Source organism: Neisseria weixii (genome assembly GCF_042658245.1).
In the GTDB taxonomy this organism is placed as follows: Bacteria; Pseudomonadota; Gammaproteobacteria; order Burkholderiales; family Neisseriaceae; genus Neisseria; species Neisseria weixii.
Map to the genome: position 1 here is coordinate 194,164 of NZ_JBHSPY010000001.1, position 25,866 is coordinate 220,029.

Sequence of the window (25,866 nt, forward strand, 5' to 3'; positions counted from 1 at the left end):
CCTCAATAGTCGATACCCGAAATGCAGTGCTGATACAGGAACGCCGCTACTTCGCTGTCATCGCCGGAGCGGTAGAAGGCAGACAGTTTTTCGTTGAACTCGGGCATTTTTGCCTCGGCGATTTCCAAAATACCACAGCCTTTTGCCATCATCAGGGCATTGGCAAACAGCGTGGCCGTGCGTTTATTGCCGTCCCAAAAAACCTGCTGCCGCATTAAGGCCAGCATGGTGCGTATGGCGGTTTCGGTGGTTGAGCCGCTGTGCGTTTCGATGCTGTGCATCAGTTCTGCCACTTCCGCTTCGGCCATGACCGGCGGCGTATGGCGCGAACCGTCAAACAAGGTTACGCCCACGGAGCCGGTGCGGAATTCGCCCGGAGCCAGCGAATCGTCTTGTGCCACCATATTGTTGATTTTCTTCAGCAGGGCAATATCCACAGGCAGGCCGTCTGAAAGGTGCTGTATCACATACTGATACGCGCGCTTCAGGTGGAGAATGGTCTGAATATCGCCTAAAGAAGCTGAGGCAACGTTATGGCCGTTGATAATCTGTTCGGTCTGCAACAACGTGGTCTGGCAGTTTTCAAAGCGGCTGAGATTGTGGATTTGCGCCACAAGAACCTTTTTGGCCAAGAAGAGGTTTTCTTTCAGGCTGAGTGCGTATTTGTCGGGATACATACCGAATCCTATGATTAATTTGGGCATACCCTGATTGTCTAATGTCAGAATCAGTCAAATAATGGGTAATTTAATATATTAGGGACTTTATTTATCCACATATAAATTATCTACTCTATTTGACCATGCGGCAATCTGATTTACACATTCTACCCTTTTACAACATTATCTCTGCTATAATTTGCTATACATGTATAGCAAGGAGGAAAAAATGCTTGCAATCCGTTTGCCTCAAGAAATCGAAAACCGCTTAAGTGTCTTGGCTGAGAAGACTGGCCGTACCAAAACCTATTATGCCCGAGAAGCGATTCTCGAATATTTAGATGACTTGGAAGATTTTTATCTAGCTGAGCAACGCTATACCGACATTCAGGCCGGTAAAAGCAAAACCGTGTCGCTTAATGATGTGATGAGGGACTATGGTTTGGAAGATTGAGTTGGATAAATCGGCTGAAAAAGAGCTGAAAAAATTGGATAAGCAGACGGCCATACGGATTTTGAAATTCTTACACGAAAGAATTTCAAAATCCGAAGACCCGAGAAGTATCGGCGAAGCCCTCAAAGGCTCAGCATTAGGGGATTACTGGAAATATCGGGTAGGTGATTGCCGAATCATCGCTAAAATCGAAGACGGAATCATGAAAATTCTGGTTGTACGAATCGGTAATCGACGCGAAGTATACAAAAGATAAGTATGGATTTACTGGAGAACAATATATGAAGCAAACAGAACTATTCATGCCAGAGAAGTTAGATACTCTTGAGCAGGAAATTAAAGAAAAACAAAAAATTACGGATCACGAAATAAGAGAATTTCCTGTAAGTGTCATTGTGGAAAAATTCATAAATGGCCTTGAAGAGGATGAGGCGGAGCTTTATATTCCTGACTATCAGCGCGAATTTGTTTGGACTGAAAGTCAACAATCCCGTTTCATTGAATCAATGCTACTCAATTTACCTATCCCATATCTTTTTGTTGCAGATACCAATCAAAATGATGATGGAAGGTTGGAAATTGTTGATGGTAGTCAACGCATTCGAACATTGGTAAATTTTTTGACTGGTGAATTGCAATTGAATGGCCTAGAGAAGTTGCCGTCTGCAAATGGTTTACGCTTTACTGACTTTGGTAAATCTCGCCAACTTCGCTTTAATCGTAAAACCTTGCGCATGATAGAGTTAACTGAGCATGCAGATGAAGAAGCTCGTCGTGAAATATTCGATCGTCTGAATAGCGGTGGAACACGCTTGAATGATATGGAACGTCGATTTGGATCTGATGATCAACCGTTCTATAAATTCTTAAGCAATATAAGGGACAAATATGCTCCTAAAAATGGGAATGGATTGTTAAAAAAATTATGCCCTATTTCACAGGCAAGAGAGAAACGTGCAGAGTATCCAGAGTTGATTCTAAGGTTCTTTGCATACTCAAATAATTATTTAAATTTTCACCACCGTGTAGATAAATTCCTAGAAGGCTACGCTGAACAAGAAGATCACGATTTTGCAAATTTGGAAAGTGAATTTATCCTAATGCTAAATTTTGCTCAAGAACTTTTTGGAGATCAGGGCTTTCGTAAAAAACCTAATGATAATTCTGTTCCTAGAATTCGATTTGAAGCCCTTTCCGTAGGCATTATTTTAGCACTTAGGAAAAACCCTGATCTCAAACCACCCTCAACTTTACCAGAATGGCCATATAGTGCTGAATTTAAAGCACACACTCGTTCAGATGCCAGCAACGATAAAAATAAAGTAAAAAGTCGAATTGAATATGTCCGAGATAAATTATTAGGTGTTAAATGAATAAAAAATGGCATTACTTACCGGAGGTAAGCAGCTGCTTTAGCGAGAAAGTAGAAGAAATTGAACGTCATTTAAGTCTATTGGCGATTATGTTGTCCAAAGGAGCAGTCATTGAATATAAGTCAGATATGGGAAAAATGAAACAGAAAAGAGTATTAGAACTGTGTGATACTCATCCTTTGAAAGCCGGTGCAGTACTCATGATTTACAATTTTATTGAATCTATCAGTACAGCGCTAATGAAAGATATTCATGAGTATTTAAATGGAGAATTACCTTCAAGGGCATTAACTGAAATATCAGAAAAATTGCGTAATACGATCATAAATTTTAATTGTAATTTAAAATTGAATGATCTTAAGGAGTATTTCGACAATTATGCAAATAAAGAAGATAGTATAGATAAGATACTAATTGATGGATGGCTAAAGAAATCAAAGGAGTTAGCTACTGAAAAAGACGATGAAGGAGTTTCGTATGATAAATATTTCAATGGTAATGTAGATTTTAGAAAATTAAAGACTGAGTTAGATGGATTGGGCTTAAAAAGCTGCCTAATAGATGATATTGTTTCTGACAAATCCAGAAGGCGTTATAAGATTCATGCAGATTCCAAAAAGAAGCGTCCATCATCAATTTTAGAAATTAAATCAGGACGTAATCGCCTAGCACATGGAAGTATGACCTTTTCCGAATTTGGCCAAAAGAAAAGCCTTGATGAAATCAAAATGCACTTTGAAAACATCCAAGGCTTTTTCGATGGATTATTTGATATTATTAACAACTCTTTAAAGCAGCAATACCATGTACAAAACTTAAGCCAATAATCTCCCCTAGACGTACAGGAACCGCATTGCCTATCATTCTTGAAATAGCTGAAATAATAGGCTTCTCATCAGACGGAAAAAACTGATAATCTACAGGAAAACTCTGGAACAAGGCTGCTTCGCGTAATGAAATGGCACGGTCTTGTTCCGGATGACCAAAGCGGCCATTCCCAAAGCCGGTACATAACGTAGTCATAGTTGGGGCAGGCTTATCCCATTCCATTCTGCCATATACCCCTCTGTAGGTTTGTCCACTTCGCTTTGTATGACAATTCGCCCGTAATTCTTTTGGCCAATCTAGCCATGTGCCTCCTGGTTTGGAGGCTCTAATACGTTTCATATTTAAATCATTTAGCCTAGAACTTCTGTGAAGTATATCTGTCTTATGTTGCTCACCTGAGGTAATTTTAGGCAATTTACCAATTATGTCCCTGACCGTAACATGATTATCGGCGTGAGTGGGAGGCAGTAATTCAATATTGCCAATACGAGAAGCCAGTAAAACATGACGTTGTCGCATTTGTGCAATTCCATAATCTGCACATTTTACTTTCGCTGCCCATATCTCATAACCTTTTTTTCTAAGCTCTTCAACAAAATCATGGTATACCTGATGTTTTGTAACATCTGGTACATTCTCCATCGTCACAAGCTCAGGATTAACTTCCTTAATTAAACGCGAAAAGGCGTATAGTAACGGCCATTTTGTGTCATTTCTTACATCTTTTCCTTGATTATATGTAGAGAAAGGTTGGCAAGGTGCGCAACCTGCTAAAAGCTTAATAGCCCCATCCGAATAATGTTTGAGAATTTCATTGCCTGAAACATCTTTTACATCTCTCAAATGAAACTTGGCACCTTTATTATTATGTTCGTATGGAAAAGCACAGCTTTCTTCAATATCATACCCTGCTTTTACAACAATGTTTGCTTTTATCAAACCTGCAGTTAAGCCTCCTACTCCACAAAATAAGTCTACTGCTTCGATTCTCATATAAATGCTCCCTTTTTTATCATTATATCAATATCACAGAAAATAATCGAGAAAAGCTAACGCGTAATATCATCATTTTGAAGGTATTCCGATATTTGTTCTGGATTCTGTGTTTTTTGTCCATTCAGACGGCCTTGCGCGTCATCATACTGCCGTTGGGCTTGTGTGGTAAACGGCTGGCCGGCCATATCTTTGGCCAGTTTGCTGATCATCCGTGCTTCGGTTTTGTGCCCCATTTTGTACAGTTCTTTGGCAATCAGGCCGTATTCGGACAAAATGTAGCCACGGGTTTTCATGGCCTCCTGAAGATAAGGGTGTTTCAGACGGTCGCTGTTTTGCATGGCTTTTATCAGTTCGGCCGCCTGCTGCTGGTGGACATTGCCGGCGACACCGCGCTGCAGCATGGCACGCAGTAAACCGTTTTCCGGTTTGACGGTTCGGCCCCGGTGCTGCCGCCTTGTCGCCGCGCACTCCACGCCTTCTTCCCTGAGCTTTTCGGCAAAACGGACGCGCCACTCGAACAGGTCGTTTTTACGCGGGTTGAGCCGCCCGCCGAATGCGTCGCGCATTAACACGCATAAGTGGACGTGCGGGTGTTCGGGTTCGTCGGCCTTCTCTGATTCATGGTGCAGCGCAAAAACGTATGGGTGGTCGCGGAACTGTTCGGCCGCAAAATTTCTTGCTGCGTTCAGTACCGCTTGCGGCGGCGTGCCGGCGGGCATGGACAATACGATATTGAGGGCTTCGCGGTGTTTGCTGTTGTCGGGGATATTGAGCTTTTTCCAGTCTTCGGTCAGCGATTTGACGGCTTTCTTACCGTCCAGCTTTTCGCCAGACTGGGTTTCTACCGTGATTTTTCCGTTGCGCGAAATATAGTCCAAATGGTTGACGACACCCTGCATACCTTTGGAAAACCGGCTGAGCCGCTTGGGGATTTTCACCATCACTTCGGGATGTTTTTTGGCGGCTGCGGTCAGGTTGGCCAAACCGCTTCCCGGTTTCAGCGGTATGCCCGATTTGCGGCGGTGCTTGGATTTTCCTATCAGAACACCGGAATCTCTGGCTTTGACGGCGCGGGTTTTATAACCTAAAAACCAATCGTCGATTTTTTTGTTGAGCGACATGGCGGTTCTCCTATTTGGCAGCCAAGCGTTTGCGGTTGGTTCTCAAAACACCGGCCACTTTTTCGGTGTGCTGTTTGATAATCCGTGTCAGCTCTTTGATATGTTCGGATGTAACAGATGCGCTTTCGCCCATATTGAGCTGTCGGGCGATTTGGTTCAGGTTGCGGCCGATACTCAGAAGCTGATAGTTGGACCGGTACAGCACGTCCACTTCGGCGGCCGACAAAGACGGATGTTTGCGGATATACGCCTGTACAATATCGCGCACGACATCGTTCACGCTGCTGTGGTGCTGCGCGGCGGCCATTTCCAAATAGGCGCGGTCTTTTTCGGGCAGCCGCACGGTAATGCGTTTGCTGCCTTTGGGTGTCGGCAGTTTGACGAGTTCGGGTTCTTCGGCTTCATCTAACTGAGCCTGTAACAGTTTTTTGGCCAATAAAGATACGCTGTCTTTACCATATTTCTTTAAAGCCAAATTCCGCAATGCTTCCAGTTCACTTTCGGTCAGTCCGAACACTCGGACCGGGCGGCGTTTGTCGGCGGTATCGATTGCATTGTTCATTGCTTCTCCTGAAAAGCATAAACCCCGACAAGCTGTATGCTTTTCGGGGTTTCAGACGGCCTATTGTTCAGCGTTCGGCAAACAGTTCCTGCTGCTCAGGTGTTCTTTCCGGTTCGCCCTTTCCGTTGATACGGCTGATTAGGTTTTCGTAAAAATTCACGCGCACCTGCAACTGCGTCTGTTCGGGCAGCCCCTTGGCCAACGCTTCCATGCCGCTTTCCATAAACCGGCTGAGTTTGCGGTCGGTATCGTTTCCTCCGGCCAACAACCGTTCATATTCCTGCTTGGCCGTTTGCAAGCGTTCGGACAGGCTCTTCGGCATATACAGGGCTGACAGTTCGGGATATTCGGCCAATACGTTTTCCGGGGGCAGTTGGGTTGGGTCGGGCTTTTTCGTCCAGCCGTGCCGCTCCGCCAGACGGTCGATGATTTTTTCCGAATAATGCTTTTCAGACGGCCTTTGCGGTTCTCTCTCCGCTTCAAGCTGCCGGCGCAGGTAGTTGTTTACATTGATGTCGTCGTAATACGGGATATGCGGCGACAGTACCGCCTGAGTTTCCACCATATCGCGTGCCATTGCTTCAAATGCGGTTTGGCGCGGATTTTTGTAACCGCTGCCGATGTAGTCTGAAGGTTTGATTTGCCCGTCACGCAATCTTTCGATATAGCGGGTAATGTCTGCCAACCGCTGCTGCGTCATCTCTGTGGTAATGCCGCTGCGCTTGCCGCTGTCTGTTTCCCGGCCGTATTCTGTCAAACCGGTATCGTCAATGCCGGCGGCGGCCAACCGCTCCCGCTGTTTTTCGATAGCCGCCGGCAGGCTTTCCACCGCCCTGAGCCAAGATGCTTTGAATGCCTTGAGGTCTTGCCCCTGCAAACCAAAGTCGGGCAAAGGCAGAAAACTGCCGTATCCGTTTGCTTTGAGGTTTTCAGACGGGCTGTCCGTATTGGCAGCCTGCTTGTCGGCCGGCGACTGCTGTAAAATTTCCATACGGCTGCCTGCGGGTTTGACAGGCTCAAGGCTGTTTTTCTGTTCCTGTCGGTGTAGGGCGCGGATTTTGCCGTAGGTTTCCTTGAACCGCAGCCGCTGTTCGGGTGGGATGCCCTGTATATGGCCGTAGCCGAATTCCTGTTTGTCTTCAAACCAAATGATGCGGGCTTTCTCTACACCCTTCACAAAAAAGCGGTTCGGATACTTGCGCCATTGGCTGATTTCTCCCGATTCCAGCAGGGGCTTCAAACAGTCCGGAATCGGGGTGCGGGCGACACGGTCGATTTTCTGCTGCTCACGTTCGATGGCGCGTTGCGTTTTTTCGATGCCCTCCTGCATGGAGCGCAGGCCGTCGTTCTGCCGCGCCCAACGGTTGAGGGTCGCACGGCCGTTGCGTTTGTCGTTGAGTGGCTGTCCGTTGGCGGATTTCACATCATCAAAATGCGCTTGCAGACGTTGGTCGAATGCAGCCTGCTTGTCGGCCAACGACTGCTGCAAAATCTCCATGCGGCGGCTGCCTGCGGGTTTGTCTTTGTCGTGTTCTTTTTCCATTGCTTACTCCCGGATAAAAACAGCCCGAAGCACGGCGGCTTCGGGCATAGGCAGATTGTCGTAATTGCTCACATCTCGGCGGAGTTTTCCGGAGTCATGATGTTTCTTTCCCGATATTCCGGTCTCCGGCCTTATCCGCCGCGTCCCTGCCGGCATATCGGATCCGGCTTCCTTCCGTCGATACGTAACGGCTTCCGTACACACGGATTTTCAGACGGCCTCCGGGCATTTTTTTCAATACATCGCAATACATCAGGTAATCTATTTTGGAACGGCTGTTCAACGAATGCGTGCATTTCAACACATGAATGCCTGCCCACGCTTCAGAGAGCTTTTTATGTATCGTCCTGCCTGTCATAGGTCTTCTCCTTTTATCGTGAAATTTCCGGTTCCTGCTCCTGGCTGCGTTCGTGACGGGGCTGTTGCTCAAGCCCCGGTTTCTGTCCTGCCGGTGTCTGTGTGTGTGAAGGAATCTGAATCGGATGCGGCAAATCCAGTTTGCCGCCCTTCATCATCTTGGCCGTGTGTTCGTAGTAATTGCGCAGCGCGTCGGTGCGGGTACCGCCTTCCAAACCGCGCAGCGTGTCCGTCACGCCGCGTTCGTAAAACGCCAGTTTCTTCTGCTCGTTTTTACTGAGTTTCCGGGCTTTTTCGGTATAGACGGTTTTGGCCGACACGAAGCGGGTATCTTGTGCGGCCGCTTTCATGTTGTCGGTTTGATGCACGACTTCGGCAGGCACTTCTTCCTGTCCGAGGCTGTGAACCGGCACACCGATGTCGGTATCGGCCCGCGGCGATGAGTTGACTTGGCTTTCAGACGGCATGGTGCTTTGGGCTTTCAAGCGTTCGGCGGCAGCCGGCATTTCGCGGTCGGGTTCGCTGCGGACGCGTTCTTCCCGTTCTGATTCAGGCTTAGCCTGCGCCTTATCCTGCTCAGGCTTGGCGGCCTCTGTCCGCCTCTCCTGCCCGCGCGTCAGTACCGGCTCGATGCCGTTTTTCGCATAGCGTTCGCGCAAGGCTTCCACCTGCTGCAAATCGGCCTGCGTCGGCGTGTAGCCGCTGGTTTTAATGCCCTGTGCGGCCGCTTCGATGAACATCATCTGCCTGAATGCCTTGCTGCCCGAAATCTTGATGTTGTCCCAACCTTTGGCCTTGACCACTTCCAGCATATCTTTCACGGTTTGCGGATCTTGCAGCGAAGTTTTAAGTTGTCGGCCTTTGTCTTCAAACAGTACGGTTTTGCCGTCGGCGGCGGAATAAAACTTGCCGCCAATCGCGTGATAACGCGTTTTAAGGGTGTCGGGGATACGGTATTCCAAATCCAAAACCGCTTTTTTGGCCTGTTCAGACGGCATGGCTGCCGTTTCAACATCGGGCTTTGGGGTGTTTGTTGTTTTGGCGGTTTCGCCGGCCGCTTTTTGCTGCGGTTGGTTTTGCTCATGCTCTTCAGGGTGGGCTGAACGTTCGGTTTCCTGTATGCGGCCGTCAAATTCGATGCTGTTGGCCTCTGCCGCTGTTGCGGCTCGGGTTTCGGTTTTCATTTGCTGCTCCTGTTGTGAAGGAATATCGGATTCGGTGTTGCCTGCTGTTTGGGAAGGCTCGGGATTCGGTTCAGGCCGTCTGAAACGGTTTTCAAATGCCGCACGCACGGCTTCGGTTCCGGCCAGATTGTACAAATCGTTAAAATCGCTCGGCAGCGGCGGACGGCCTTTTTCGTCCACACCTTTGCCTTTTTGAAACTGCTGAATCTGCGTCATGGTAAATTCGGGCTGTACTGCCGTGGCTTGGCCGTTGAAAAACGCAGCGGCCTGCCGTGCCTTTTTGATACCGGTCTGCGACGCGTCGTTATCGACCGCAATCACCACCGGCACCTGTTCGGGCAGCGTTTGGGAAAGCCGCTCTGCTACCGCCACCATATTGCCGGCGTTAAAGGCGATGATGACCGGCCTGCCCGTTGCCTGATGAATGCTGGCGGCAGTCGCATAACCTTCGGCCAGCACCACGCCGTTGGGCACGTCCTCCGATTTGCCGATAAAGGCATAGCCGCCTTCTAGCTGACCGCCCGACAAAAAGCGTTTGCCGCCGTCTTGGTTGATGGATTGCAGGTTGACGATTTCGCGCCCGTACAAAACCGGAATCACGAGATTGCTATCGCCGTTGTATTCGTTTTGTCGCAAACCGGCGACAACCGCCGAATCCGTAATGCCTTTGGCCGCCAAATACGGATGGCTGAGATCGGCCGGACGGCTGTTTTTCCAAACCGTCTGCGCCGTACCTTTCACTTTCTGCCGCGTGCGCTGCCGTTCGGCCTCTGCCGCCTGTCGGCGTGCTTCCGATTCGGCTTTGCGCCGCGCCGCTTCTTCGGCACTGGGCGGCGTATAGGGCTTCTCGGGTTTCCAGCCGTTTTGCCGGGCCATTTTCCAAACGGTTTCGATGTGCCACATACCCGGCTTCAGGCTTTTCCATGTCGCTTTCGCACCGCGGGCGGAATAGCTGTCGCCGCGCTGGGACCACTCGTCCCACAGGTCGAAACCGTTTTCGCCCAATTCGTCTTTCAAAGCTGCGCCGATATGCCACCAGTCGTCGCGGTCGTGCGGTTCGATGTAGCTCAGTGCGCTGCGGATGTTGTCGATGTCGCTCATGTTTGATTACCCCAAAAGAAAAAGGCCGTCTGAAAAATCGTTTTCAGACGGCCTGATACGGAATGCGTGTATAATTGCGTCGGGGCTGGTAGCAAAAAAGCCCCATTGCAGTGGGGCTTTATGCTGAAACCGCCCTAGAAAGGAAGGTTTCAAGTATGAACCATACCCTGCGTAAAGGTCGTTCATGGCTGAGACTGCGAACAGTCGTTAAGATTATCTTAGCCCTGTTCCTGCTCTTAGTCAACTGACGGCTGAAATAAAACCGAAAGGTTTTCCCGTCTGCCCCAAAGGGCAGACGGTTTTTTTTACACTCAAGCCGTCGGCACTGCCTGATTACCGAGAATTTTTTGAACAAACGGCATGGTATCCGCGCCCCAGTTTTCCAGTATGACCGGCACCAGTTGGGCGACGTAATCCGGCGGGCTGCCCGGCGGGATGAGGACACTCAGCAGCGAACGGGCGATGTCTTCCGCATTAGACGCATCTGCCCAATGGAAGCTGTCTAACGCTTCCGGTGGTACAAATTCAGCTTTCGGTATCGCTGCACTTACCTTATTCACTGTACGAACATCCAAAGGCGGAATCACCGGCAGCGGCCGGTTGGCGCGTTTGCTGAACTCCGGGTCTTGGTAATAAACGATTTTCTGCGCGTAAACCGGCCGGCTGTTGCCCAAACTGATGATGCAGTCGCTTTTGGGCATCATCTTGAGTTCGTCCGGATTCATCACCGCCCTGCGCTGGTCGCTGGTACTGGTGCTGCGGCTGCCGAGCTTACCCGCCGAACGTGAAACCGATTTGGCCTTGTAGGTCTCGTAACCAATCAACTTGCTGTACTCCTCCGCGTCGGTCTGTTCGCGCGGCGGATAAACGATTTGGCAAGCGAAATTGGTGAAGAAGGTACGTGTTGCGTCGCGGCCGTACAGGTCCGTTACCTGTGAAGGCGTTTGGATAATCAGCAGCAGCCGCAAGCCGTAACCGGCGATGTAGGACACGCCGTGCTGAATCGCCGGTATTACGCCCAGAGCGGTAAATTCGTCCATCAGCAGGCAGCATTGGTATTTCAGACTGTCGGGATTGTTGGAAGGTAAGCCCTGCTGCACGTTTACCGAAACCAACTGGCTGAAAAACAGGTTGGTCAGCCGTGAAAAAACCGCCGTTTCCGTTGGTACGATGCCGATATAAACCGTCATCCGCTTTTTGCGCACTTCGTCCAAGTAGAAATCGTCGCCGCTTGTAGCCGCTTCTACCACCGGGTCGATAAAGATACCCAAAGGGGCGGTCAGCGTGGCCAGAATGTCGGCACCGGTTTTGGCATTGCCGTTGGCAAAGCCCATCAAGAGGCTGCGGCAGTTTTGGCTCAATTGCGTCTGCGGTTGTTGGTCGCGCAACATCACTTCATCTTTAATCCATTCGGAAAGCGTGCGGCCGTCCGAAGGCGTGGTCAGGCGGAACAGGTTGGCCAATGTGGTTTTGTTTTCCTGAAGAGAAAGATCGCGCTCGTTTTCGGTTTCAATCATGTAAAGCAGCAAACCGACAAACAGGTTTTGCGCCGATTCCTGAAAGAAGGTTGCGCTGCCGCTGTCTTTAACCGGCTTCGGATACATAATGCCGGCAATGTCTTTCACGTCTTTGTAGGTGTAAACCGGATTGCGGCGGATATAGGTGCAGGGATTCCAGCGGTGCGACACCAAAGGTGCGTTGGGATTACGCTCGTGTTCGGGCATACGGCCGGCCGGATTGAACAGGAAGACTTCTTGGCCGTGTTCCGCACGGTAGCCGCCGCTAATAAGGAAGTTTTCCAGTTTCGGGTCAAAGACCACCATGCTGTCGCGGTAATGCAGGCAGTTGGGGATCACAATGCCGACGCCTTTGCCCGAACGGGTCGGTGCGGCCAGATACAGAAACTCATTGCCTGCCCAGCGCAGGTAATCGTTGCCGTATTTGCCGATGAGCAAATCCGGTTCTTCACCGCCGTAAAACTTCTTTTTAAGCAAGCCGTGCCTGACGATTTCCGAACGTTTGGCAAACCGCGCAGAGCCGTGCAGTTCGCGTTTGGGCTTCATCAGCACCGCCGCGCAAATGATGACTGCCGTCACTGCCGGAATCAGCAGCGCAATAAAGGCCGATACTTCAAAGGCCGTCTGAGCACCCGGTTTCAAACGGTCGTAATAGTGCCAGTAGCGGTACAGCATACCGACGGACGGCTCCGCTTTCAGGCTCAGCCATGTTGCCATGACGGTACTGCCCAAATACAGACCACCGGCCAAGCTGAGCGGCACGAAGATACCCAACGCGGCCAGCAGGCCGAAAAACTTGTTTTTCATCTTCTACCCCATTAAAAAAGCCCGCACGGGGCGGGCATACGGTTACAGTTTTTTTTCAGACGGCCTTACTGCGTCCAATGTAACAAAACAGCCTGAAAATCACTTTTCAGGCTGCCGGCTCGTTTTTACGGCTAAATATGTAAGGCACAGTACACCTTGTCGCCGTCAAAACCTTTGCTGACCAATTTGACGGTTTTGAATGTTTCTCCTTCGTCATCGGTTACGACAACAACCAGTTCTTGGTCTTCAAAGGTTTTTAATTCCTGAATCACTTGGGCAATGCTTTTCTGTCTGTCATCCCATTCGGTCATGTTCATTGTTTAATCTCCTATGCGTACTGTTAAGTCTTCGTTATAAGTGCCGAGACGGGTCTGTTTGCTGCCTAAAGCCGCAACGGTTTTGGTCGCTTTCCATGCTCCTCCCTTGTGGCTGTCAACATCGGGAGTAATGTACGGCAATCCTTTGACTTTTGCAGCTTTAGTCGCTTCATATACGGCTTGTCCGCTGGAAACCTGCCCGGTCTTTCTGTAACCGATTCTTTCCGCCGCTTTGGTTGCTGCTGCCGTTGTGGAAAAATACGGGGCAGCATATACGGAACCCAGCGGTAAAAATACGGTACCGGCCAAACTTAAAGCAACCAAAAGCGGATGCAGTAATTGCTTGGTTTTCATACGTCATTTCCATTCCCAAGTTGATGGAGTGAATATCCTAATTTTAAGGAATGAAAAAAGCAACCTAATTCATTTTCAGACGGCCTGCGTCAATGCCGTTGGCGGTACTCGGCCGGATTGACCGGACGGGCATCTGCCCACAAGCCCGATTTGCCGATTCTGGCCGCTCCTTCCGCACGGAGCATTACGGCATCTTCGTTATGCCGCCGGTACACCCAGGCATATCCGGCAGCGACCATCGCGTGATTGACATCACGTCCGTTTACATTAACCATGCCGAGTATGCGGCCGTACCGGTCTTTACCGTAGACGGTAACGGACACCGTTTTCCCGAAAACCAGTCCGGACAAAAACTCCTGGGCATCCCGGCCGTAAGCCTGTGTTTTTTCCGGGGCATCGATGCCGCGCAGACGGATGGTCGTCTTTTCCTGTCCGGACAGACAAAGGAAGGTATCGCCGTCGGCAACCCCGACCACACGGCAGCGGAACTCATGCCCGGTATCGGACAGACCGTGATACCACCAGCCCGCTGCGGCGGTGGCGATGGATAAAAGAACGGCCGGTATCGAACCGGCCGCCTGTCTCAATTTCGGAAACATGGGGGCACTCCATCAGGAACGGCTGTGTAAAAAACAGCCGGTTTGTTTTTCAGACGGCCTTACAGATAATCCAAACCGGCTGCCGTTTCTCCCTGCTGCTTGGTATGGATAATCTGCATTTCCCCGGCGATGATTTCATATACCGTTTTCTCAACGCCGTGATGGCCGTAGCGGCGCGACTGCATCTTACCGGCTACCCATAGGCAGTCACCTTTTTTCATATAGCGGCAAACCGTTTCCGCCTGTTTGCCGTACAGCACGACGGTAAACCATTCGATACGCTCGCGCGGTTCATTGGTGGCCTTGTCGCGCCATTTTTCGGTATAGGCGAGGGATATGGTGGTCACCGGTGTTTGATTGGCCAAATAACGCAATTCCGGGTCTTTGCCCAAATTGCCCATCACTTCGATACGGTTCAGGTATGGCATGATAAAGTCCTTTTTATTTCATAAAAGTAAACCACAGCGTCTTGCCGCGTTTTCCTGTGGTGTGACCGAACAGCGGTTTGTAAGGCGTAAGTTCCAATACTTGTTCGGCTCTGATTTGGTCTTCGTTCCATTTGAAAACCAATACACCGTCTGCTTCCAAAACACGGAAACATTCGGCAAAGCCCTGCCGCAAGTCTTCCTGCCATGTTTGCCCCAGTTTGCCGTATTTGAGTGCCAGCCATGATTTCGCACCGGCATGAACAAGGTGGGGCGGGTCGAAGGCAACCAGTTTGAATTGACCGTCCTGAAAAGGCAGGTTGCGGAAATCCATGCGGATGTATGGGTGAATTTCCAGACTGCGCTGATATTTTCTGTCTTTCAGCCGGTGGGTTTCGCTGCGTATATCGCCAAACAGGGCGTGCGGGTTCTGTCGGTCAAACCACATCATGCGACTGCCGCTGCATGGGTCGAGAATTTTAAGGTGCATTGGAATGTCTTCAGTACAGTTCATTTTCGTAATCCTTACCAAGGCATAAAAAGCGGCCGTTACAGACGGCCTTGCATGGCATAAAATTTTTCAACGGGGTCGTAATAAAGCTCCGTCATACGCGTTTTTTCAAAATAGCAAATCACATCAATGGTTGCCCGAACCGTATTCAAGATGTAGGAATGATCCATATTTTGGCCGGCCGGAGATTCCATTGCCAACTGTGCGATACGGTAGTGGACGGAACGGGCATCATTAGCGTGAACCGAAGTCAAACCGCCCGGGTGTCCGGTATTGAGTGCAGCCAAGTAGTCCCATGCTTCATCGCCGCGAAGCTCGGTCAAAAAAATCCGGTCGGGTTTCAAACGCATGCAGGCAGCCACAATCATTTTGGCCGAAATGTGTTCTTTATAGAAAAGATGGGCATGGTTGGGGTGATTGGGCAGACTCAATTCGTGCGTATCTTCGATGGTAATCAAACGCTCGTTTTCAGGTATTAAATCGGCAAGGGCTTTGGTAAAGGTGGTTTTGCCGGAACCCGTACCGCCGACCATGCAGATGTTCAGCTTGCGTGCGATCGCAATTTTAAAAAACTCGGCCAGATTTCCGTCGGCCTTATGCTCTAACATCAGATATTGCCAGTCAGCCAGCTTCACACCGTAAGGCAGCTTCATTTTGTCGCAGATGTCCCGGACATAGCGGTTGTCTATTTCAATTTCCGCAGCCTCACGGCATTCGGGTACGCCGTGCGCAGATACATCGTTAAATGCTTTCAGACGGCCTGTCTCGATATAGTCACCCAAGCTGAAACGGCTGTTGGACGGCTTACGGAAGGCAAACACCATTGTGCCGTCTTCGCAAGAAGGCGGCATCATGATGTGGCCGCGTTCGCCGTCAGGCAATGTCACCGAATGGATAGGAGATTCGTAACTGATGTGTTTTTTATTAAACGTACACAGCGTATTGGCCAGCTTTTCCAATACGGGCAAAGTCAAATCGGGACGTTCATATCTGATACGCCCGTATTCCCCTTCTAAAAATACCTCGCCCGGACGGTTGATAAAAACTTCCGTTATCCCCGAAGTATTGAGGTATTCGGTTAACTGAAGTTTGTCCAGCAGATTGCGGGACGAAATGGAACTGTCGTGCATATCTGTTCCTTTAACGGTCATTAAAAATTCAGCTGCTTACTGAGAAGCGGCTTGGGCTTAATAACGGTTGGAAACCGTTACGTTTTCATAGACACCGGAAAAATCGACATCGCGGGCGACAAAAATCATGATTTCCGTCCCCTGATTCACATAACCGGTCGGCGGAATGTTGATGCTGTTTTTCAGGATTTCCGTTGCAATATCTTGAGCCGATTCCGTGGTCGTCTCAAAACTTACTTCGGTTCCCTTATTGCTGCGCCGGTTATTAGCACCGTCAACAACGTCCTGAATCATGCTGATCATGACCGCGCCGCCGATGCGCTGCCAAAAGTGGTGTTTGACTTTGGCCGGATGGCCGGACGCACCCAATGGATCCCCGCCGGGACTGTCCAATGCCACACGGATGCCTTCCGGCGTTTCGAGCGTATTCCATAATGCAAAAACCCGTGCCTGTCCTTGCGTCAAAGCCGATGTCTGTTCACCGATGACCGTTGAACCGCGTTCTACCAAAAGGGTGGAACCGTCTGCGGAATAAACGTCTTTCGTTACCTGACAGCGGACCAGCCCCGGATGTGTGGTAACGATTTTGGTGGTGGTAACGCAGGATATGCCCGTTCCCCGGCTCATGAGATAAGTCGGATCGCCGCGTTCTTCAGCCTGAGTGGCGCGATATACCCCAGGACGTAATTTGGCTGTCAACGGATTACCCGAATAGGTGCCGGCAGTCTCATCTGTTGAACCGATTGACCCGCTGCCGCCTTCCGGCCGGTTTTCCCCTGATGAACCCGAAAGAGACATTGGCGAACCTCCGTTCAGACCGACCGGTGTCAAACTGCTGTCAAACCTTTCGTCAGGAGCCGGCCCGGAAGCCGCTACAGGTTCAACCGGTTCCGCAGGAGCCACAGCCTCCGAGGCAGGCTGTGGCTCCTGCGGCTCGGGTGCGACGGTATCGGAAGCAGGCCGATTATCGACTGTTTCCAACAAATCCTGCTTTTCGGCTTCCAAATCCTTGCGCCCCGTTTGCCCGCTGATGGAATTTTCTTCAGCCTGAACCGCCGCCTCATCCTCCCCGCCGGTAAAACTTAAAATACCGCCGACGGCAACAGCAGTCACCACCATTGCAGCAAGGAAAAAGCCGACCGTTGCCATCGTCCTTTTCTTCTTGACGTTCAATTCGGTGGGAATACCCCGTTCGACGGTTTTGTCGCCGATACGCTCTTTCAGGCTCCGGGGTTCATTGTCCATATTGAAGTTATCATCATTCAGGTTCATTTCTTACCCTTTCTCAAACGTACGGTTCTGCCTTTGGTACTGCCGGTCATGTTGAATTTGCCTTTTGCATCATAGCTGCGGTTTTCTATGCCCAATACCGATTTGCCGAGACGTAAAACAAATTTTTCCGCCGTCTCATGAATAACCAGCGTATCGCCTTCGACATGGCTGTTTACGGCGGCTTCCGTTCCGTCGCTGTTTACCCGGAAAACCGCCGGCAGGCTTTTGGCATCGTCGTAACGCAGATAGGTAAACCTGCCGTCATCGTAAACCGATGTGGGTGCGAGAGCCTTCTTACCCTTACCCCAGTAGTTGCGGTTATAGTCCCCGCCGGCTTTGTTCCTACTCTGGCTGCTGCGCAAGACGGCAGCGGCCTGAACCTGTTTCTGTTCCTCCAGCAACTGCTTGTAACGGGCATCTCCGGGGTAATTGAATGCCAAAATATAGGTCGGCTGCGATTTACTGCCGGCCATACTCAGATGAAGTGCATATCTGCGCTTCTTATTTGTTGTAAACAAAAGGTTGGTCGTAGGCTGATGGTTTAAGGGTTTGAAATAGATATTGTTCCCCTTGCTGGTCAAACCCCAAGCCTTACCGTAGCCCATTGCCAATGAAGCACTGTCACCGCTATTGATGGTTTCCCCATCCTGCAACTGGATCATGGTGACGAAGCCCGGCTTGGCTTTGATATTGACCACATCATTGGGGTTATAGTCAACACTTTGGATACGCCCGTCATAGACCGAGCGTTTGGGTGTTTCGGCAGCATAGGCCGTCTGAAAAAACAAACCGGCCATCAGGCCGGTTAAAATGAGTGTTTGTTTCGTCATGGTGCCACTTCCTCCGTAACATCATAGCTCAGCACTTGGAAACCCAAAGGATTGATCAGACGGTCTGCCTCTTTCATCGGTGTCGATTTGAATTCAAAGGCAATCGTCGCAATCATTTTTTGAGGCGGAATCGGTTGGGCGTTTTCCTCACCGGTAACGGGTATCACCCTTTTTTCAAACCGTACTTGGGCCATGTCGCCGACAAATGAAATATTGGTGACTTTAACCACTACCTTGGCATGCTGCTTAAGAATCTTATGCGGTGCCGCCGGACTGTTGTAAAACGCTTTGAACACAGCCTGAACCTGCGGTGCGCTGAGCAGGTTGGTGGCATCGTAAGTCGCCTGAATCTTATCCCAGTCATAGCTTTCACGGTAGCGGACATACATGGCCAACCAGTAACGGTTAATCACTTCTTCATACTTCATCTGCTTGTTCTTAATGGTCGTCAAGATGTCTACCGCGCCGGTTGTATCATTCACGCGCGCAACAAAGGGAATGACCTCTTTAAAAGGGGTCAGACCCATGACGGCGGCAACGGCCATACCTGCGACAACCAGCGAGCCGATACCGAAGTACCGCCAAGTTCTGGCATTGTTCTGAGCAGTTTCAACTAAAGATTTTTCAAAACCGTTAGCCATTTCCAACATTTGGTTCACTTCCTGATTGACAGATTTTTTACGCTGTTTTTCCAAGGCTTCTTCTGTCACAGGCTGTTTTTTGCGGTCACGTCCAAACATTATTTCACTCCGGTCTGATAATGGGGATTAAGGGGAAACGGCTTGCCTGAAGGCTGTTTCGGCGCAGAAGAACAGGCAGCTGCCATCAATGGCAACACACCTAATAAGAAAACGATTTTTTTCATGACAATTCCTTTGAATATAAAAAAATCCGGCGGACAGCCCACCGGATTTCAGTTGGTTTATCGGTCAGTAATCGTCCCAATATCTGCGGTTGTTGGCCGCACGGATAAAGACGATTGCCCAAAAAGAAAATGCAAAAAACATGATGATACCGACACCCAAGTTGGTATCGCGGTTGAGGTAGCCGTAAATAAAGACGGCTATGGCCAAAATACCGAAAACTTTTTTCATCGCATACTCCTGTTCCATCAGGTTGACAGTTCCCTGTCCTGCGCATAGTCGTTCACAAACGCACTCCAGTTCCTGCCGTCGTAAAGATTTTTAATGATTACCGTGCTGCCGTCCCTGCCGAACAGATAAATGGTGTACGTCTTAAAGAATAAACCTGCGGCATCCTGACGGTATAGGGCTTGGTGGAAATTTTCCCAGCGTATGCCGCGCATTTTTGATGTCCACGGCCAAACACCTTTGAAATACCAAACGCCGTCCCGATTAAAATATGCCTTACAACGCCGAACCCGGTAAACCATCCACAGAAACCCTGCCGTATAACAGACCGTCAGCACCATCAACAGGTTCACCGCCAATGTTTTATTCATAGTCACACCGAAATACGACATCATCGGAAAAACGGCAAGCACGATACAAAAATAGAGTAAAAAACCGACTGACAAATAGGGAATATATGCAACCCAGGACAAACGTGCAGTCATCATTCATATCCTTTCAATTTACGGAAGTTTGGTTCTCACGCTGCCGCCGCTGCTGCGGTTTGAAGCGGCTTTCATAAAGGCTCCGCCTATTTTGCCTGCGGTGCTGCCGGCAAAACCGCCTGCCCGGGCCAACGACATCAACTGACGGCTTGCACCTTGAACAGCCGCTCCACCGGTTAATGCAGAAGCAATACTCGGAATATTAAATACGATAATGACGAAAATAATCGTCTGTAACAGGAAGACGGGGGGTAACATCTCAACCGCCGCATAATCTAAAATGCCACCACTCAAAGCCATAGTTATAGTCCTATCGAAAACAGCCATCTGTACTTTGGTCAAAAGTACAAACATCGTGCAGGTAATGATATGGTTCAGGCATTGTCCTATCCAATTCATCCCATACTGCCGGGTTGACGGAAACAGCAGGCAGCCCATAAAGAACACACCTATCATCAAAACCAATGCCAAAGAAATTTTAGCTACCATATAGAAAGCAAAAGAAAGGCCGATAATTAGAGCAGCACAAATTGTAATAATTAATGCTATTTTAATTTCCAGTCCTAAATGGACACCTATTTCCATCCAACTATATTCATTATGTATGTCAGATATTTTTCCCAATAACTCTCTCACCATACTCCAACTGGCATCCATAGCTGAAGCATTCACCGAGTATCCACCGGAAAAAATAGCGGCAATTTCATCCGGCAAACCGTAAATCAGATGGGCCAATTTCATATACATCGCGGGCGAAAAAGCCAACGAGATGATCACTACCCAGCCCATACATTTTTTGACAAAATCGATAAAGGCCACATCAAAACTCTGGCTGTAGTAATCCCATATAACCAGCAAAACATATATGGCAAAGGCTGCGGCAAACAGCGGTGTCAACTGACTGATAAAATCCCCCGTTCTGTTTAACAGGTTCGCACCTAAATCCGCCCCCAGCGTGTTGGATAAATCTGCAAAAAAAGTCGACATTTATCTCTCCAAAAAAAAAGCCACTACCTAAGTAGTGGCTTGAATCAGGCAGGATTAGTTTTTCATACGTGGAAATTCTTTATCACAATCAATATTCGTTTTCTTAATGATATTTTGCCTGCGACAAGAATCATTTTGCTTATTTCTCTCACTTTTTTCTATATCATGATTCATTTTTTCGTAGAACTTTTCTTCTTCTGACTGTCCGCAGGCAGACAAAAGAAAAGTGATACATAATAATAAGCCAATTGCTTGAATTTTCATTTCCACCCTTCCAAATTAAGTACAGGATTTATTGCTGTCTTTGATGACATTTTGTCGTCGACAGCTATCACGAGCCGCACGTTTTTTCATTTGAACCTTCTCATCCAGTTCCATATAACGATACAGCATATCCAGATTGGTCTGGTTTTGCTGGATTTTGCTGTTTTCCAGCGCAATACGGTTTTGAAGGTCTTGTGCGGCTTTAATGTCGTTGGTTCGGTTAATCTGATTCATCAGTTTGTCGATGTTTTTCATACGCACTTCGGAATCCTGAATCGCGCGTAAAGTCAGATCAAACTGCTTGGACAAACGCTCAGTATCGGCATTCGCATTATAGCCTTTAGAGTTCAGCAAATCCTTATAGTTCCCATCTTTCAGCTTTTCAGCCGACCGGTAAACCTTTTTCCATTCGTCCGGCAATTGCTCGTAGGCCTCGGTTTTCAGAATGTTACCCAAGTTACGGTTGCCCGTTACTGCTTTTACCTGGCTTTTCAGTTCGTTGATTTGCTTAAGCTGATTATCAACCTGCTCTTTCATTACGATGGCCTGTTCAACCATTTTGGCAATGGCCGCACCGTCAATGACGGGAATACCGCCGGCTGTGGCTGAAGGCATACCCAATACCAAACTGCCGCCGACCAAGACGGCGCAAACCGTTTTTGTAAAGTTTTTCAATTTCATTTGAATTTCCTTTTTAAACCAAAAATAAATAAGCCGTCTGAATATTCAGACGGCTCCGTCACTCCATTTATTCAATGTGCGGCTATTTCCTCCTTTTTACCAACCACCCGTTCCTGTAAAACAGGCAACCATACGTCGGGATCTTCAGACCCGACCTCCTCGATAATCCGGTTCATCAGATTGACGTTTTCCGAAGTGCCGGACAACACAACCAATTCTTTGTCGAAGTCGTGCAGATCCAAAGTCGCAAACGCACTCTGTTTGCTCTGTTTGATTAAGAATGTACGGCTTTCCAATGACAGTTTAAGCAACTCCGTACACTCTTTTTCCGTCAGACCGCACCGGTAATAAGATTCCCTGCTGCCGTCGGGATTAGGCAGAAAAATCTTAGTCGGTGTCTGCTGGATAATGGCTGCAAAATTAGGACTGTCGGCAGCATCTTCAGGTGACTGGGAATCAAGTATCATGAATTCACCCAGCTTACGGCCTGTTTTCAGCGTTTTGAGCATAAACTCAGAGGTAATCTCAAAGCGGTCTGCATACCAGAATTCCGCAATCACGGAAGCCATCAGGCTGCCTTCTGCGGAAACCCGCTCGGACATCATATCTTTCAGATAAAACAGATAGGCCAATACCGGCCCTGTCGGTTCGTAATCTTTTTTCAGGATACAGGTCACGTCCAAACCAATCCGGTAAAAAGATTCCGGATTGAAACGGTTTTGAAGGCTGTCCAAGCACCAGGCAAATTCACCGTTTTCACTTCTGCACCATTTCGACAAGCGGGTACGCAGGGAATTGGGCATAGTCGAGTACGGCAGGTTATCCAGCAGCATACTGAAATTGCGGTTCTCGAAATTGATTTCATACAGCGTATCAACCGCCAATTTAATCTGCCCCTCCTCTTCTGCCGTGGCACCGTCGGCACATTGTTTTACCAACCGATATAAAAAACTCCGTGTTTTAGGTATATCCGGCAATTGGAACGGATTGAAACCGCTGTCCTGTCCTTCCTCAAGGTAATAATAAGTACCTTTCAAAGCACGCACAAAAATTTCCATCCCGCGATCCAAATCCAATACGAACATGTAGGGATTGAACCGTTCCATAAAAGTCAGGACAGTTGTCTCCAAAGCGGTTTTACCCGTACCTGTTGCACCGGTAATCAAGGTATGTCCGGCAATCCTCTTTCCTTTCATGTCCTTATTTTTAGCGGTAAAGTGCAGGTTCAGGTTAAAAAGCGTATTGGATAAGGTTTTGAGCGGCATGACCGGAGAGCCGTCACCAATCGGATTCCCCCACGATTTTCCTTGCGAATAATTGTGCATACCGAACACGGTTGCCAAATTGTTGGTCGTTTTGGGAATCATCCGAGGACGTTTTTTGTAACCGGGAACCTGGCTGAAAAATGTGGACGGCATCGATAAGGTGGATTGGACAAAACGGTAGGTACCCGACGTGAGAAACTCTGTCGCAACGGTCGTACCGTTTTTGCGTGCATCTTTGGCCGTGTTGCCATAAACAATCAGTCCCGCCGAATAATCGCCGAACATCAGACGACCTGCTGCCAATGCTCCTTTACCCTCCGACAATTCATCCTGCTGTTCTATTGCTTGGTCTTGTGCGCTCACCAATGCGTTTTTCTGCTTATTGATGGCCGTCTGCATTTCCGAGTTTTCAACATAAACAAAACTTTGTGTCAGGGTAAATTCGCACGGTAACGACAAAATCGACAGCAAAACCATGATTTTGCTTTTACCGAAGTCTTTCAAATCATAGCAGGTCGCAAATTTCTGATGTGTCGGCGTTCTGATTTCCAGAATATCCGTACCGAAATGCAAATCGGCACAAGGAATAATCTTATAAGCAGCAGTCGGCGATAAAGGAATGTCTTCACGGATACCGCCGTTAATCAGCGTTCCGATAAATTGATAGACTTCCGAAAACCGAACGCCGTTTTGATTCTCGTAAGTTCCCAATACATGAGGGTCAAACGGACTCAATGCCCTTACCATCAGTTGCAGCAGTTCTTCTGCTTCTTCGCGGCCGTCTGAAAAATCCTGATATTTCAATACCCCTGAAATATAAAAAAGGTTTTCATAATACTTTTTTTGATTGAATTGACTGATGTAGTTGGCAGCAAAGTCCCGGCTGAAGGCCGTACCGAAATCATAATCGCGCTTCAGTTTGATTTCCTGACGTTGGATATGCGTCCATAATGCCAGCCGGTTGCCAAACTGCTTGCCGACGGTTGCAAACAGGTTTTTCAGCGTTTCGTTCGCGGCTATCAAATGACTGTCATTCACTCCTTCAAACGGAATACCGTCCAACTTGATGGCAAACATCATATAACCGTCTTGATAGTGAACGATATTTTCAGCTATGTGCTGACTGACTGGCGGCAAAAAGTCTTGCTGCGGTTGCTGCTTCGTCATTTTTTTGTACAAATCGCTTGTAATCATCTCGATCTCTTCCAAATTTAGTTGCGGTAATCGTGAAGTTGTTGCCAAAGTTTTCCGAACCTTTGCGTTTGAACCACCAATAAACTTCCAGCCCCAAAATCCTCAAGGCTTGGTCATCCCGCTTGACCAATATGCGCAGAAAAAACAATATCGGTAATCCCGGCAAAAAAATGGCCAATGCCCTCAATCCGAGCATGGGTATCAAGCTGAGCGTACCGAACATCATCAAAATGAGGATGATAAATGCCGGAAGAATGGGTACTCCGGCAATCATTGCCTGACGTGACATACCGTCGTAGGTATTGTATTCGTGTTCAATATCCATTTCCGGCATATTATCCATACTCGTTCTCCTTAGAATGTGGCGGATTTACCCCAATCGAAGATTGCCTTACCGATTGCCAAACTTGCACCGGCTACGAAAATCCAACAGCAGATCTGAATGATGTCTCCCAATGTTTTATGGCCGAAATAACCCCAAACGGCTACTGCCAAGATAGCTACCCCGGACAAAATGGCAACAATACCGTAGAAACCCTGTACCAATTCCTTGAGACTGCCCTCTGCCGTTGACAGCCCTCCGGCAGCCAATGCCATTTGAGCAAAGCCCAAAATCATTGAAAAGAAAACGGCTTTACCCCATTGACGGGTATTTTGACTAACTGTGATCATCATTAACTCCATAAAAAAAACCGCATAAAGCGGCAACAAAAAAAGCCCGAAGGCCACACTTAAAATTCTTGAAACACGTCCCATGCCTCATGCCGGCGTTTCATGGCCACCGGAACAGCCGTGGCCGTTTCCACTTGGGCGACTGCCATTTTCGGTTTGGCAGACGGCTTAACCGGCGGAGTAAAAGAAGCAGTCATCAAAGACGGGTTTTTACTCAAGCGTGCATAGCGGTATTTCACGTTTTTCACATACGCACGGGTTTCTGCGTAAGGCGGAATACCCCGGTATTTGTCGACTGCGCCTTCGCCGGCGTTGTATCCGGCCAAAACCAAATCGATATCGCACCCGGTCGGGTGATTTTTATCGGGATAACGGTTGCACAAAAAACGCAGATAACGCGTGCCTGCAATCAGGTTCGGCTCAGGCTGATACAGATGCTTCGGATTTACGCCCATCCGCGCCGCCGTCGGCGGAATTACCTGCATCAGACCGCGCGCATTTTTGTGTGATAAGGCGTTCGGATTGCCTGAACTTTCGCGCCCCATTACCGCCCAAATCATTTTCGGGTCAAGACGCTGGGCCGCCGCATGTTTTTCAACTAACACAGCATACTGTGGAAACGTTAATTTCTCTGCGTTTGCTACTGAAGCTAACAGCAACACCGTCAAGAAAACTTTTCTTCTCATCCAGCCTCCTTTCAAAAATAAAAAAAGCAATATTTAAAGCCTTTGAAACTAAGGATTTAAATATTGCTTCTGTGTCAAAATTGTGACGGGGAAGTACATATCAAGATTGGCTATAACATTGTGTGCAGACATCAATCTTTAGTATTTTCAATTAGTTATAAATTTAAATAAAAACTTAAAATCCGTCGACCCTAAACAGGTCGTGCCGGTTCGATTCCGGCTCCGGGCACCACCACTCATTTTTATTCCTGCTTATTCAGGGAACTAATATAAAAAGCCGTCTGAAAAATCAGACGGCTTTTTTTACTAGGTTTTTCTGGATTCTGTTTTGTGATAAGTATATTGTTTGTGACGCACTATATATATAAATTATGGTGTTTTTTCAGACGGCCTGAGATGTAGGAAATTGTCGGGTTGTTTACACTTTTTATGCAAAACAGCTTTTATTTTCTGCCTAAATGATTGTTTTAGGATTGTTGAGCATTATCAAGAACCATGCGGCGTTGCCGTGCCTTTCGGCATTCTTGACAACACTCAAAAATCCCAAAATGGGTCTTCAAGCAAAAAAGCAAAAGTGTAAACAACGCTAGGATTTTCTACA

30 protein-coding genes are annotated in these 25,866 nt (G+C 48.3%); 4 read left to right on the top strand and 26 right to left on the bottom strand.

The window, feature by feature from the left end:
* Positions 1 to 2 precede the first annotated feature (2 nt).
* Positions 3 to 677, bottom strand: a complete 675-nt coding sequence (locus tag ACFPVS_RS01060; RefSeq protein ID WP_096294839.1) for a Fic family protein — start codon at positions 675 to 677, stop codon at positions 3 to 5.
* 211 nt (positions 678 to 888) lie between these two features.
* On the opposite strand from ACFPVS_RS01060, the gene relB reads away from it, so the two are divergent.
* From relB to ACFPVS_RS01080, 4 genes are read left to right on the top strand one after another with little or no spacing between them, the layout of a single operon-like run.
* Positions 889 to 1,113: a type II toxin-antitoxin system RelB family antitoxin gene (gene relB / locus ACFPVS_RS01065; RefSeq protein ID WP_123803746.1), complete on the top strand. Its 225-nt coding sequence runs from the start codon at positions 889 to 891 to the stop codon at positions 1,111 to 1,113.
* On the top strand, positions 1,097 to 1,369 hold the full coding sequence (locus ACFPVS_RS01070) for a type II toxin-antitoxin system RelE family toxin (RefSeq protein WP_096294838.1): 273 nt from the start codon (positions 1,097 to 1,099) through the stop codon (positions 1,367 to 1,369). The genes relB and ACFPVS_RS01070 overlap by 17 nt, the downstream gene beginning before the upstream one ends.
* 25 nt (positions 1,370 to 1,394) lie before the next feature.
* The gene (locus ACFPVS_RS01075) at positions 1,395 to 2,486 is read left to right on the top strand and encodes a DUF262 domain-containing protein (RefSeq protein WP_096294837.1); all 1,092 of its coding nucleotides are present in this window, start codon (positions 1,395 to 1,397) and stop codon (positions 2,484 to 2,486) included.
* Positions 2,483 to 3,313, top strand: a complete 831-nt coding sequence (locus ACFPVS_RS01080; RefSeq protein WP_096294836.1) for an MAE_28990/MAE_18760 family HEPN-like nuclease — start codon at positions 2,483 to 2,485, stop codon at positions 3,311 to 3,313. The genes ACFPVS_RS01075 and ACFPVS_RS01080 overlap by 4 nt, the downstream gene beginning before the upstream one ends.
* On the opposite strand, the gene ACFPVS_RS01085 is transcribed toward ACFPVS_RS01080, so the two are convergent.
* The 25 genes from ACFPVS_RS01085 to ACFPVS_RS01205 all read right to left on the bottom strand — a co-directional run bounded on the left by ACFPVS_RS01085 (position 3,264) and on the right by ACFPVS_RS01205 (position 25,265).
* Complete coding sequence (locus tag ACFPVS_RS01085) at positions 3,264 to 4,307, bottom strand: DNA cytosine methyltransferase (RefSeq protein ID WP_123803747.1); 1,044 nt, start codon at positions 4,305 to 4,307, stop codon at positions 3,264 to 3,266. The two genes, ACFPVS_RS01080 and ACFPVS_RS01085, sit on opposite strands and share 50 nt — an antisense overlap.
* Positions 4,308 to 4,363: 56 nt before the next feature.
* Positions 4,364 to 5,431 (bottom strand): relaxase/mobilization nuclease domain-containing protein, encoded by a 1,068-nt coding sequence (locus ACFPVS_RS01090; protein WP_096294835.1) that lies wholly within the window; start codon positions 5,429 to 5,431, stop codon positions 4,364 to 4,366.
* A gap of 10 nt (positions 5,432 to 5,441) precedes the next feature.
* Complete coding sequence (gene mobC / locus ACFPVS_RS01095) at positions 5,442 to 5,993, bottom strand: plasmid mobilization relaxosome protein MobC (protein WP_096294834.1); 552 nt, start codon at positions 5,991 to 5,993, stop codon at positions 5,442 to 5,444.
* A gap of 67 nt (positions 5,994 to 6,060) precedes the next feature.
* Complete coding sequence (locus tag ACFPVS_RS01100) at positions 6,061 to 7,536, bottom strand: hypothetical protein (protein WP_096294833.1); 1,476 nt, start codon at positions 7,534 to 7,536, stop codon at positions 6,061 to 6,063.
* A 371-nt stretch (positions 7,537 to 7,907) separates the two neighbouring features.
* Positions 7,908 to 10,178 carry an LPD7 domain-containing protein gene (locus tag ACFPVS_RS01105; protein WP_096294831.1) on the bottom strand — a complete coding sequence of 757 codons (2,271 nt, stop codon included), beginning with the start codon at positions 10,176 to 10,178 and terminating at the stop codon, positions 7,908 to 7,910.
* A gap of 311 nt (positions 10,179 to 10,489) precedes the next feature.
* Positions 10,490 to 12,502: a type IV secretory system conjugative DNA transfer family protein gene (locus tag ACFPVS_RS01110; protein ID WP_096294830.1), complete on the bottom strand. Its 2,013-nt coding sequence runs from the start codon at positions 12,500 to 12,502 to the stop codon at positions 10,490 to 10,492.
* Positions 12,503 to 12,633: 131 nt separating this feature from the next.
* Positions 12,634 to 12,819: a hypothetical protein gene (locus ACFPVS_RS01115; protein ID WP_096294829.1), complete on the bottom strand. Its 186-nt coding sequence runs from the start codon at positions 12,817 to 12,819 to the stop codon at positions 12,634 to 12,636.
* Between the two features lie 3 nt (positions 12,820 to 12,822).
* Positions 12,823 to 13,173 carry a toxin C-terminal domain-containing protein gene (locus tag ACFPVS_RS01120; protein ID WP_096294828.1) on the bottom strand — a complete coding sequence of 117 codons (351 nt, stop codon included), beginning with the start codon at positions 13,171 to 13,173 and terminating at the stop codon, positions 12,823 to 12,825.
* Between the two features lie 89 nt (positions 13,174 to 13,262).
* Positions 13,263 to 13,772: a thermonuclease family protein gene (locus ACFPVS_RS01125; protein ID WP_096294827.1), complete on the bottom strand. Its 510-nt coding sequence runs from the start codon at positions 13,770 to 13,772 to the stop codon at positions 13,263 to 13,265.
* 59 nt (positions 13,773 to 13,831) lie between these two features.
* Positions 13,832 to 14,200: a single-stranded DNA-binding protein gene (locus tag ACFPVS_RS01130; RefSeq protein ID WP_096294826.1), complete on the bottom strand. Its 369-nt coding sequence runs from the start codon at positions 14,198 to 14,200 to the stop codon at positions 13,832 to 13,834.
* Positions 14,201 to 14,213: 13 nt separating this feature from the next.
* A complete protein-coding gene (locus ACFPVS_RS01135) occupies positions 14,214 to 14,711 on the bottom strand; it encodes a class I SAM-dependent methyltransferase (RefSeq protein ID WP_232507511.1) in 498 nt (165 codons plus the stop codon).
* 35 nt (positions 14,712 to 14,746) lie between these two features.
* On the bottom strand, positions 14,747 to 15,838 hold the full coding sequence (locus ACFPVS_RS01140) for an ATPase, T2SS/T4P/T4SS family (protein ID WP_096294825.1): 1,092 nt from the start codon (positions 15,836 to 15,838) through the stop codon (positions 14,747 to 14,749).
* 57 nt (positions 15,839 to 15,895) lie between these two features.
* Complete coding sequence (gene virB10, locus ACFPVS_RS01145; protein WP_232507510.1) at positions 15,896 to 17,110, bottom strand: type IV secretion system protein VirB10; 1,215 nt, start codon at positions 17,108 to 17,110, stop codon at positions 15,896 to 15,898.
* Positions 17,107 to 17,940 (bottom strand): P-type conjugative transfer protein VirB9, encoded by an 834-nt coding sequence (gene virB9 / locus ACFPVS_RS01150; RefSeq protein WP_123803755.1) that lies wholly within the window; start codon positions 17,938 to 17,940, stop codon positions 17,107 to 17,109. The genes virB10 and virB9 overlap by 4 nt, the downstream gene beginning before the upstream one ends.
* Positions 17,937 to 18,680, bottom strand: a complete 744-nt coding sequence (locus ACFPVS_RS01155; protein WP_198345332.1) for a VirB8 family type IV secretion system protein — start codon at positions 18,678 to 18,680, stop codon at positions 17,937 to 17,939. Before ACFPVS_RS01155 ends, virB9 begins: the two co-directional genes overlap by 4 nt.
* Positions 18,680 to 18,805: a hypothetical protein gene (locus ACFPVS_RS01160; protein ID WP_269768623.1), complete on the bottom strand. Its 126-nt coding sequence runs from the start codon at positions 18,803 to 18,805 to the stop codon at positions 18,680 to 18,682. Before ACFPVS_RS01160 ends, ACFPVS_RS01155 begins: the two co-directional genes overlap by 1 nt.
* 64 nt (positions 18,806 to 18,869) lie before the next feature.
* Entirely contained in the window at positions 18,870 to 19,034 is a 165-nt protein-coding gene (locus ACFPVS_RS01165; protein ID WP_157742690.1) for a hypothetical protein, read from the bottom strand.
* A gap of 17 nt (positions 19,035 to 19,051) precedes the next feature.
* Positions 19,052 to 19,519 carry a cytochrome C oxidase subunit III gene (locus ACFPVS_RS01170; protein WP_232507509.1) on the bottom strand — a complete coding sequence of 156 codons (468 nt, stop codon included), beginning with the start codon at positions 19,517 to 19,519 and terminating at the stop codon, positions 19,052 to 19,054.
* 15 nt (positions 19,520 to 19,534) lie between these two features.
* Entirely contained in the window at positions 19,535 to 20,503 is a 969-nt protein-coding gene (locus ACFPVS_RS01175; protein ID WP_378595179.1) for a TrbL/VirB6 family protein, read from the bottom strand.
* A 54-nt stretch (positions 20,504 to 20,557) separates the two neighbouring features.
* Entirely contained in the window at positions 20,558 to 20,767 is a 210-nt protein-coding gene (locus ACFPVS_RS01180; protein WP_096294822.1) for a conjugal transfer protein TraH, read from the bottom strand.
* A 15-nt stretch (positions 20,768 to 20,782) separates the two neighbouring features.
* Positions 20,783 to 21,448, bottom strand: a complete 666-nt coding sequence (locus ACFPVS_RS01185) for a type IV secretion system protein (RefSeq protein WP_378595181.1) — start codon at positions 21,446 to 21,448, stop codon at positions 20,783 to 20,785.
* A 71-nt stretch (positions 21,449 to 21,519) separates the two neighbouring features.
* Entirely contained in the window at positions 21,520 to 23,793 is a 2,274-nt protein-coding gene (locus ACFPVS_RS01190; RefSeq protein WP_233572049.1) for a VirB4 family type IV secretion/conjugal transfer ATPase, read from the bottom strand.
* A 28-nt stretch (positions 23,794 to 23,821) separates the two neighbouring features.
* A complete protein-coding gene (locus tag ACFPVS_RS01195) occupies positions 23,822 to 24,250 on the bottom strand; it encodes a VirB3 family type IV secretion system protein (protein ID WP_096294821.1) in 429 nt (142 codons plus the stop codon).
* A gap of 11 nt (positions 24,251 to 24,261) precedes the next feature.
* The gene (locus tag ACFPVS_RS01200) at positions 24,262 to 24,663 is read right to left on the bottom strand and encodes a hypothetical protein (RefSeq protein ID WP_233572050.1); all 402 of its coding nucleotides are present in this window, start codon (positions 24,661 to 24,663) and stop codon (positions 24,262 to 24,264) included.
* Positions 24,639 to 25,265 carry a lytic transglycosylase domain-containing protein gene (locus tag ACFPVS_RS01205; RefSeq protein ID WP_378595184.1) on the bottom strand — a complete coding sequence of 209 codons (627 nt, stop codon included), beginning with the start codon at positions 25,263 to 25,265 and terminating at the stop codon, positions 24,639 to 24,641. The genes ACFPVS_RS01200 and ACFPVS_RS01205 overlap by 25 nt, the downstream gene beginning before the upstream one ends.
* Positions 25,266 to 25,866 lie beyond the last annotated feature (601 nt).

Coding starts and splice junctions, on each gene's coding strand:
- ACFPVS_RS01185 (WP_378595181.1), bottom strand. CDS start 21,448: ATGAAATTGAAAAACTTTACAAAAACGGTTTGCGCCGTCTTGGTCGGC.
- ACFPVS_RS01120 (WP_096294828.1), bottom strand. CDS start 13,173: ATGAAAACCAAGCAATTACTGCATCCGCTTTTGGTTGCTTTAAGTTTG.
- ACFPVS_RS01125 (WP_096294827.1), bottom strand. CDS start 13,772: ATGTTTCCGAAATTGAGACAGGCGGCCGGTTCGATACCGGCCGTTCTT.
- ACFPVS_RS01115 (WP_096294829.1), bottom strand. CDS start 12,819: ATGAACATGACCGAATGGGATGACAGACAGAAAAGCATTGCCCAAGTG.
- ACFPVS_RS01075 (WP_096294837.1), top strand. CDS start 1,395: ATGAAGCAAACAGAACTATTCATGCCAGAGAAGTTAGATACTCTTGAG.
- ACFPVS_RS01085 (WP_123803747.1), bottom strand. CDS start 4,307: ATGAGAATCGAAGCAGTAGACTTATTTTGTGGAGTAGGAGGCTTAACT.
- ACFPVS_RS01160 (WP_269768623.1), bottom strand. CDS start 18,805: ATGAAAAAAATCGTTTTCTTATTAGGTGTGTTGCCATTGATGGCAGCT.
- mobC (WP_096294834.1), bottom strand. CDS start 5,993: ATGAACAATGCAATCGATACCGCCGACAAACGCCGCCCGGTCCGAGTG.
- ACFPVS_RS01135 (WP_232507511.1), bottom strand. CDS start 14,711: ATGAACTGTACTGAAGACATTCCAATGCACCTTAAAATTCTCGACCCA.
- ACFPVS_RS01140 (WP_096294825.1), bottom strand. CDS start 15,838: ATGCACGACAGTTCCATTTCGTCCCGCAATCTGCTGGACAAACTTCAG.
- ACFPVS_RS01200 (WP_233572050.1), bottom strand. CDS start 24,663: ATGGGACGTGTTTCAAGAATTTTAAGTGTGGCCTTCGGGCTTTTTTTG.
- ACFPVS_RS01155 (WP_198345332.1), bottom strand. CDS start 18,680: ATGTTTGGACGTGACCGCAAAAAACAGCCTGTGACAGAAGAAGCCTTG.
- relB (WP_123803746.1), top strand. CDS start 889: ATGCTTGCAATCCGTTTGCCTCAAGAAATCGAAAACCGCTTAAGTGTC.
- ACFPVS_RS01175 (WP_378595179.1), bottom strand. CDS start 20,503: ATGTCGACTTTTTTTGCAGATTTATCCAACACGCTGGGGGCGGATTTA.
- ACFPVS_RS01105 (WP_096294831.1), bottom strand. CDS start 10,178: ATGAGCGACATCGACAACATCCGCAGCGCACTGAGCTACATCGAACCG.
- virB9 (WP_123803755.1), bottom strand. CDS start 17,940: ATGACGAAACAAACACTCATTTTAACCGGCCTGATGGCCGGTTTGTTT.
- ACFPVS_RS01060 (WP_096294839.1), bottom strand. CDS start 677: ATGTATCCCGACAAATACGCACTCAGCCTGAAAGAAAACCTCTTCTTG.
- ACFPVS_RS01080 (WP_096294836.1), top strand. CDS start 2,483: ATGAATAAAAAATGGCATTACTTACCGGAGGTAAGCAGCTGCTTTAGC.
- ACFPVS_RS01070 (WP_096294838.1), top strand. CDS start 1,097: ATGGTTTGGAAGATTGAGTTGGATAAATCGGCTGAAAAAGAGCTGAAA.
- ACFPVS_RS01190 (WP_233572049.1), bottom strand. CDS start 23,793: ATGATGTTTGCCATCAAGTTGGACGGTATTCCGTTTGAAGGAGTGAAT.
- ACFPVS_RS01205 (WP_378595184.1), bottom strand. CDS start 25,265: ATGAGAAGAAAAGTTTTCTTGACGGTGTTGCTGTTAGCTTCAGTAGCA.
- ACFPVS_RS01100 (WP_096294833.1), bottom strand. CDS start 7,536: ATGGAAAAAGAACACGACAAAGACAAACCCGCAGGCAGCCGCCGCATG.
- ACFPVS_RS01195 (WP_096294821.1), bottom strand. CDS start 24,250: ATGGATAATATGCCGGAAATGGATATTGAACACGAATACAATACCTAC.
- ACFPVS_RS01170 (WP_232507509.1), bottom strand. CDS start 19,519: ATGATGACTGCACGTTTGTCCTGGGTTGCATATATTCCCTATTTGTCA.
- virB10 (WP_232507510.1), bottom strand. CDS start 17,110: ATGAACCTGAATGATGATAACTTCAATATGGACAATGAACCCCGGAGC.
- ACFPVS_RS01180 (WP_096294822.1), bottom strand. CDS start 20,767: ATGAAAATTCAAGCAATTGGCTTATTATTATGTATCACTTTTCTTTTG.
- ACFPVS_RS01165 (WP_157742690.1), bottom strand. CDS start 19,034: ATGAAAAAAGTTTTCGGTATTTTGGCCATAGCCGTCTTTATTTACGGC.
- ACFPVS_RS01110 (WP_096294830.1), bottom strand. CDS start 12,502: ATGAAAAACAAGTTTTTCGGCCTGCTGGCCGCGTTGGGTATCTTCGTG.
- ACFPVS_RS01130 (WP_096294826.1), bottom strand. CDS start 14,200: ATGCCATACCTGAACCGTATCGAAGTGATGGGCAATTTGGGCAAAGAC.
- ACFPVS_RS01090 (WP_096294835.1), bottom strand. CDS start 5,431: ATGTCGCTCAACAAAAAAATCGACGATTGGTTTTTAGGTTATAAAACC.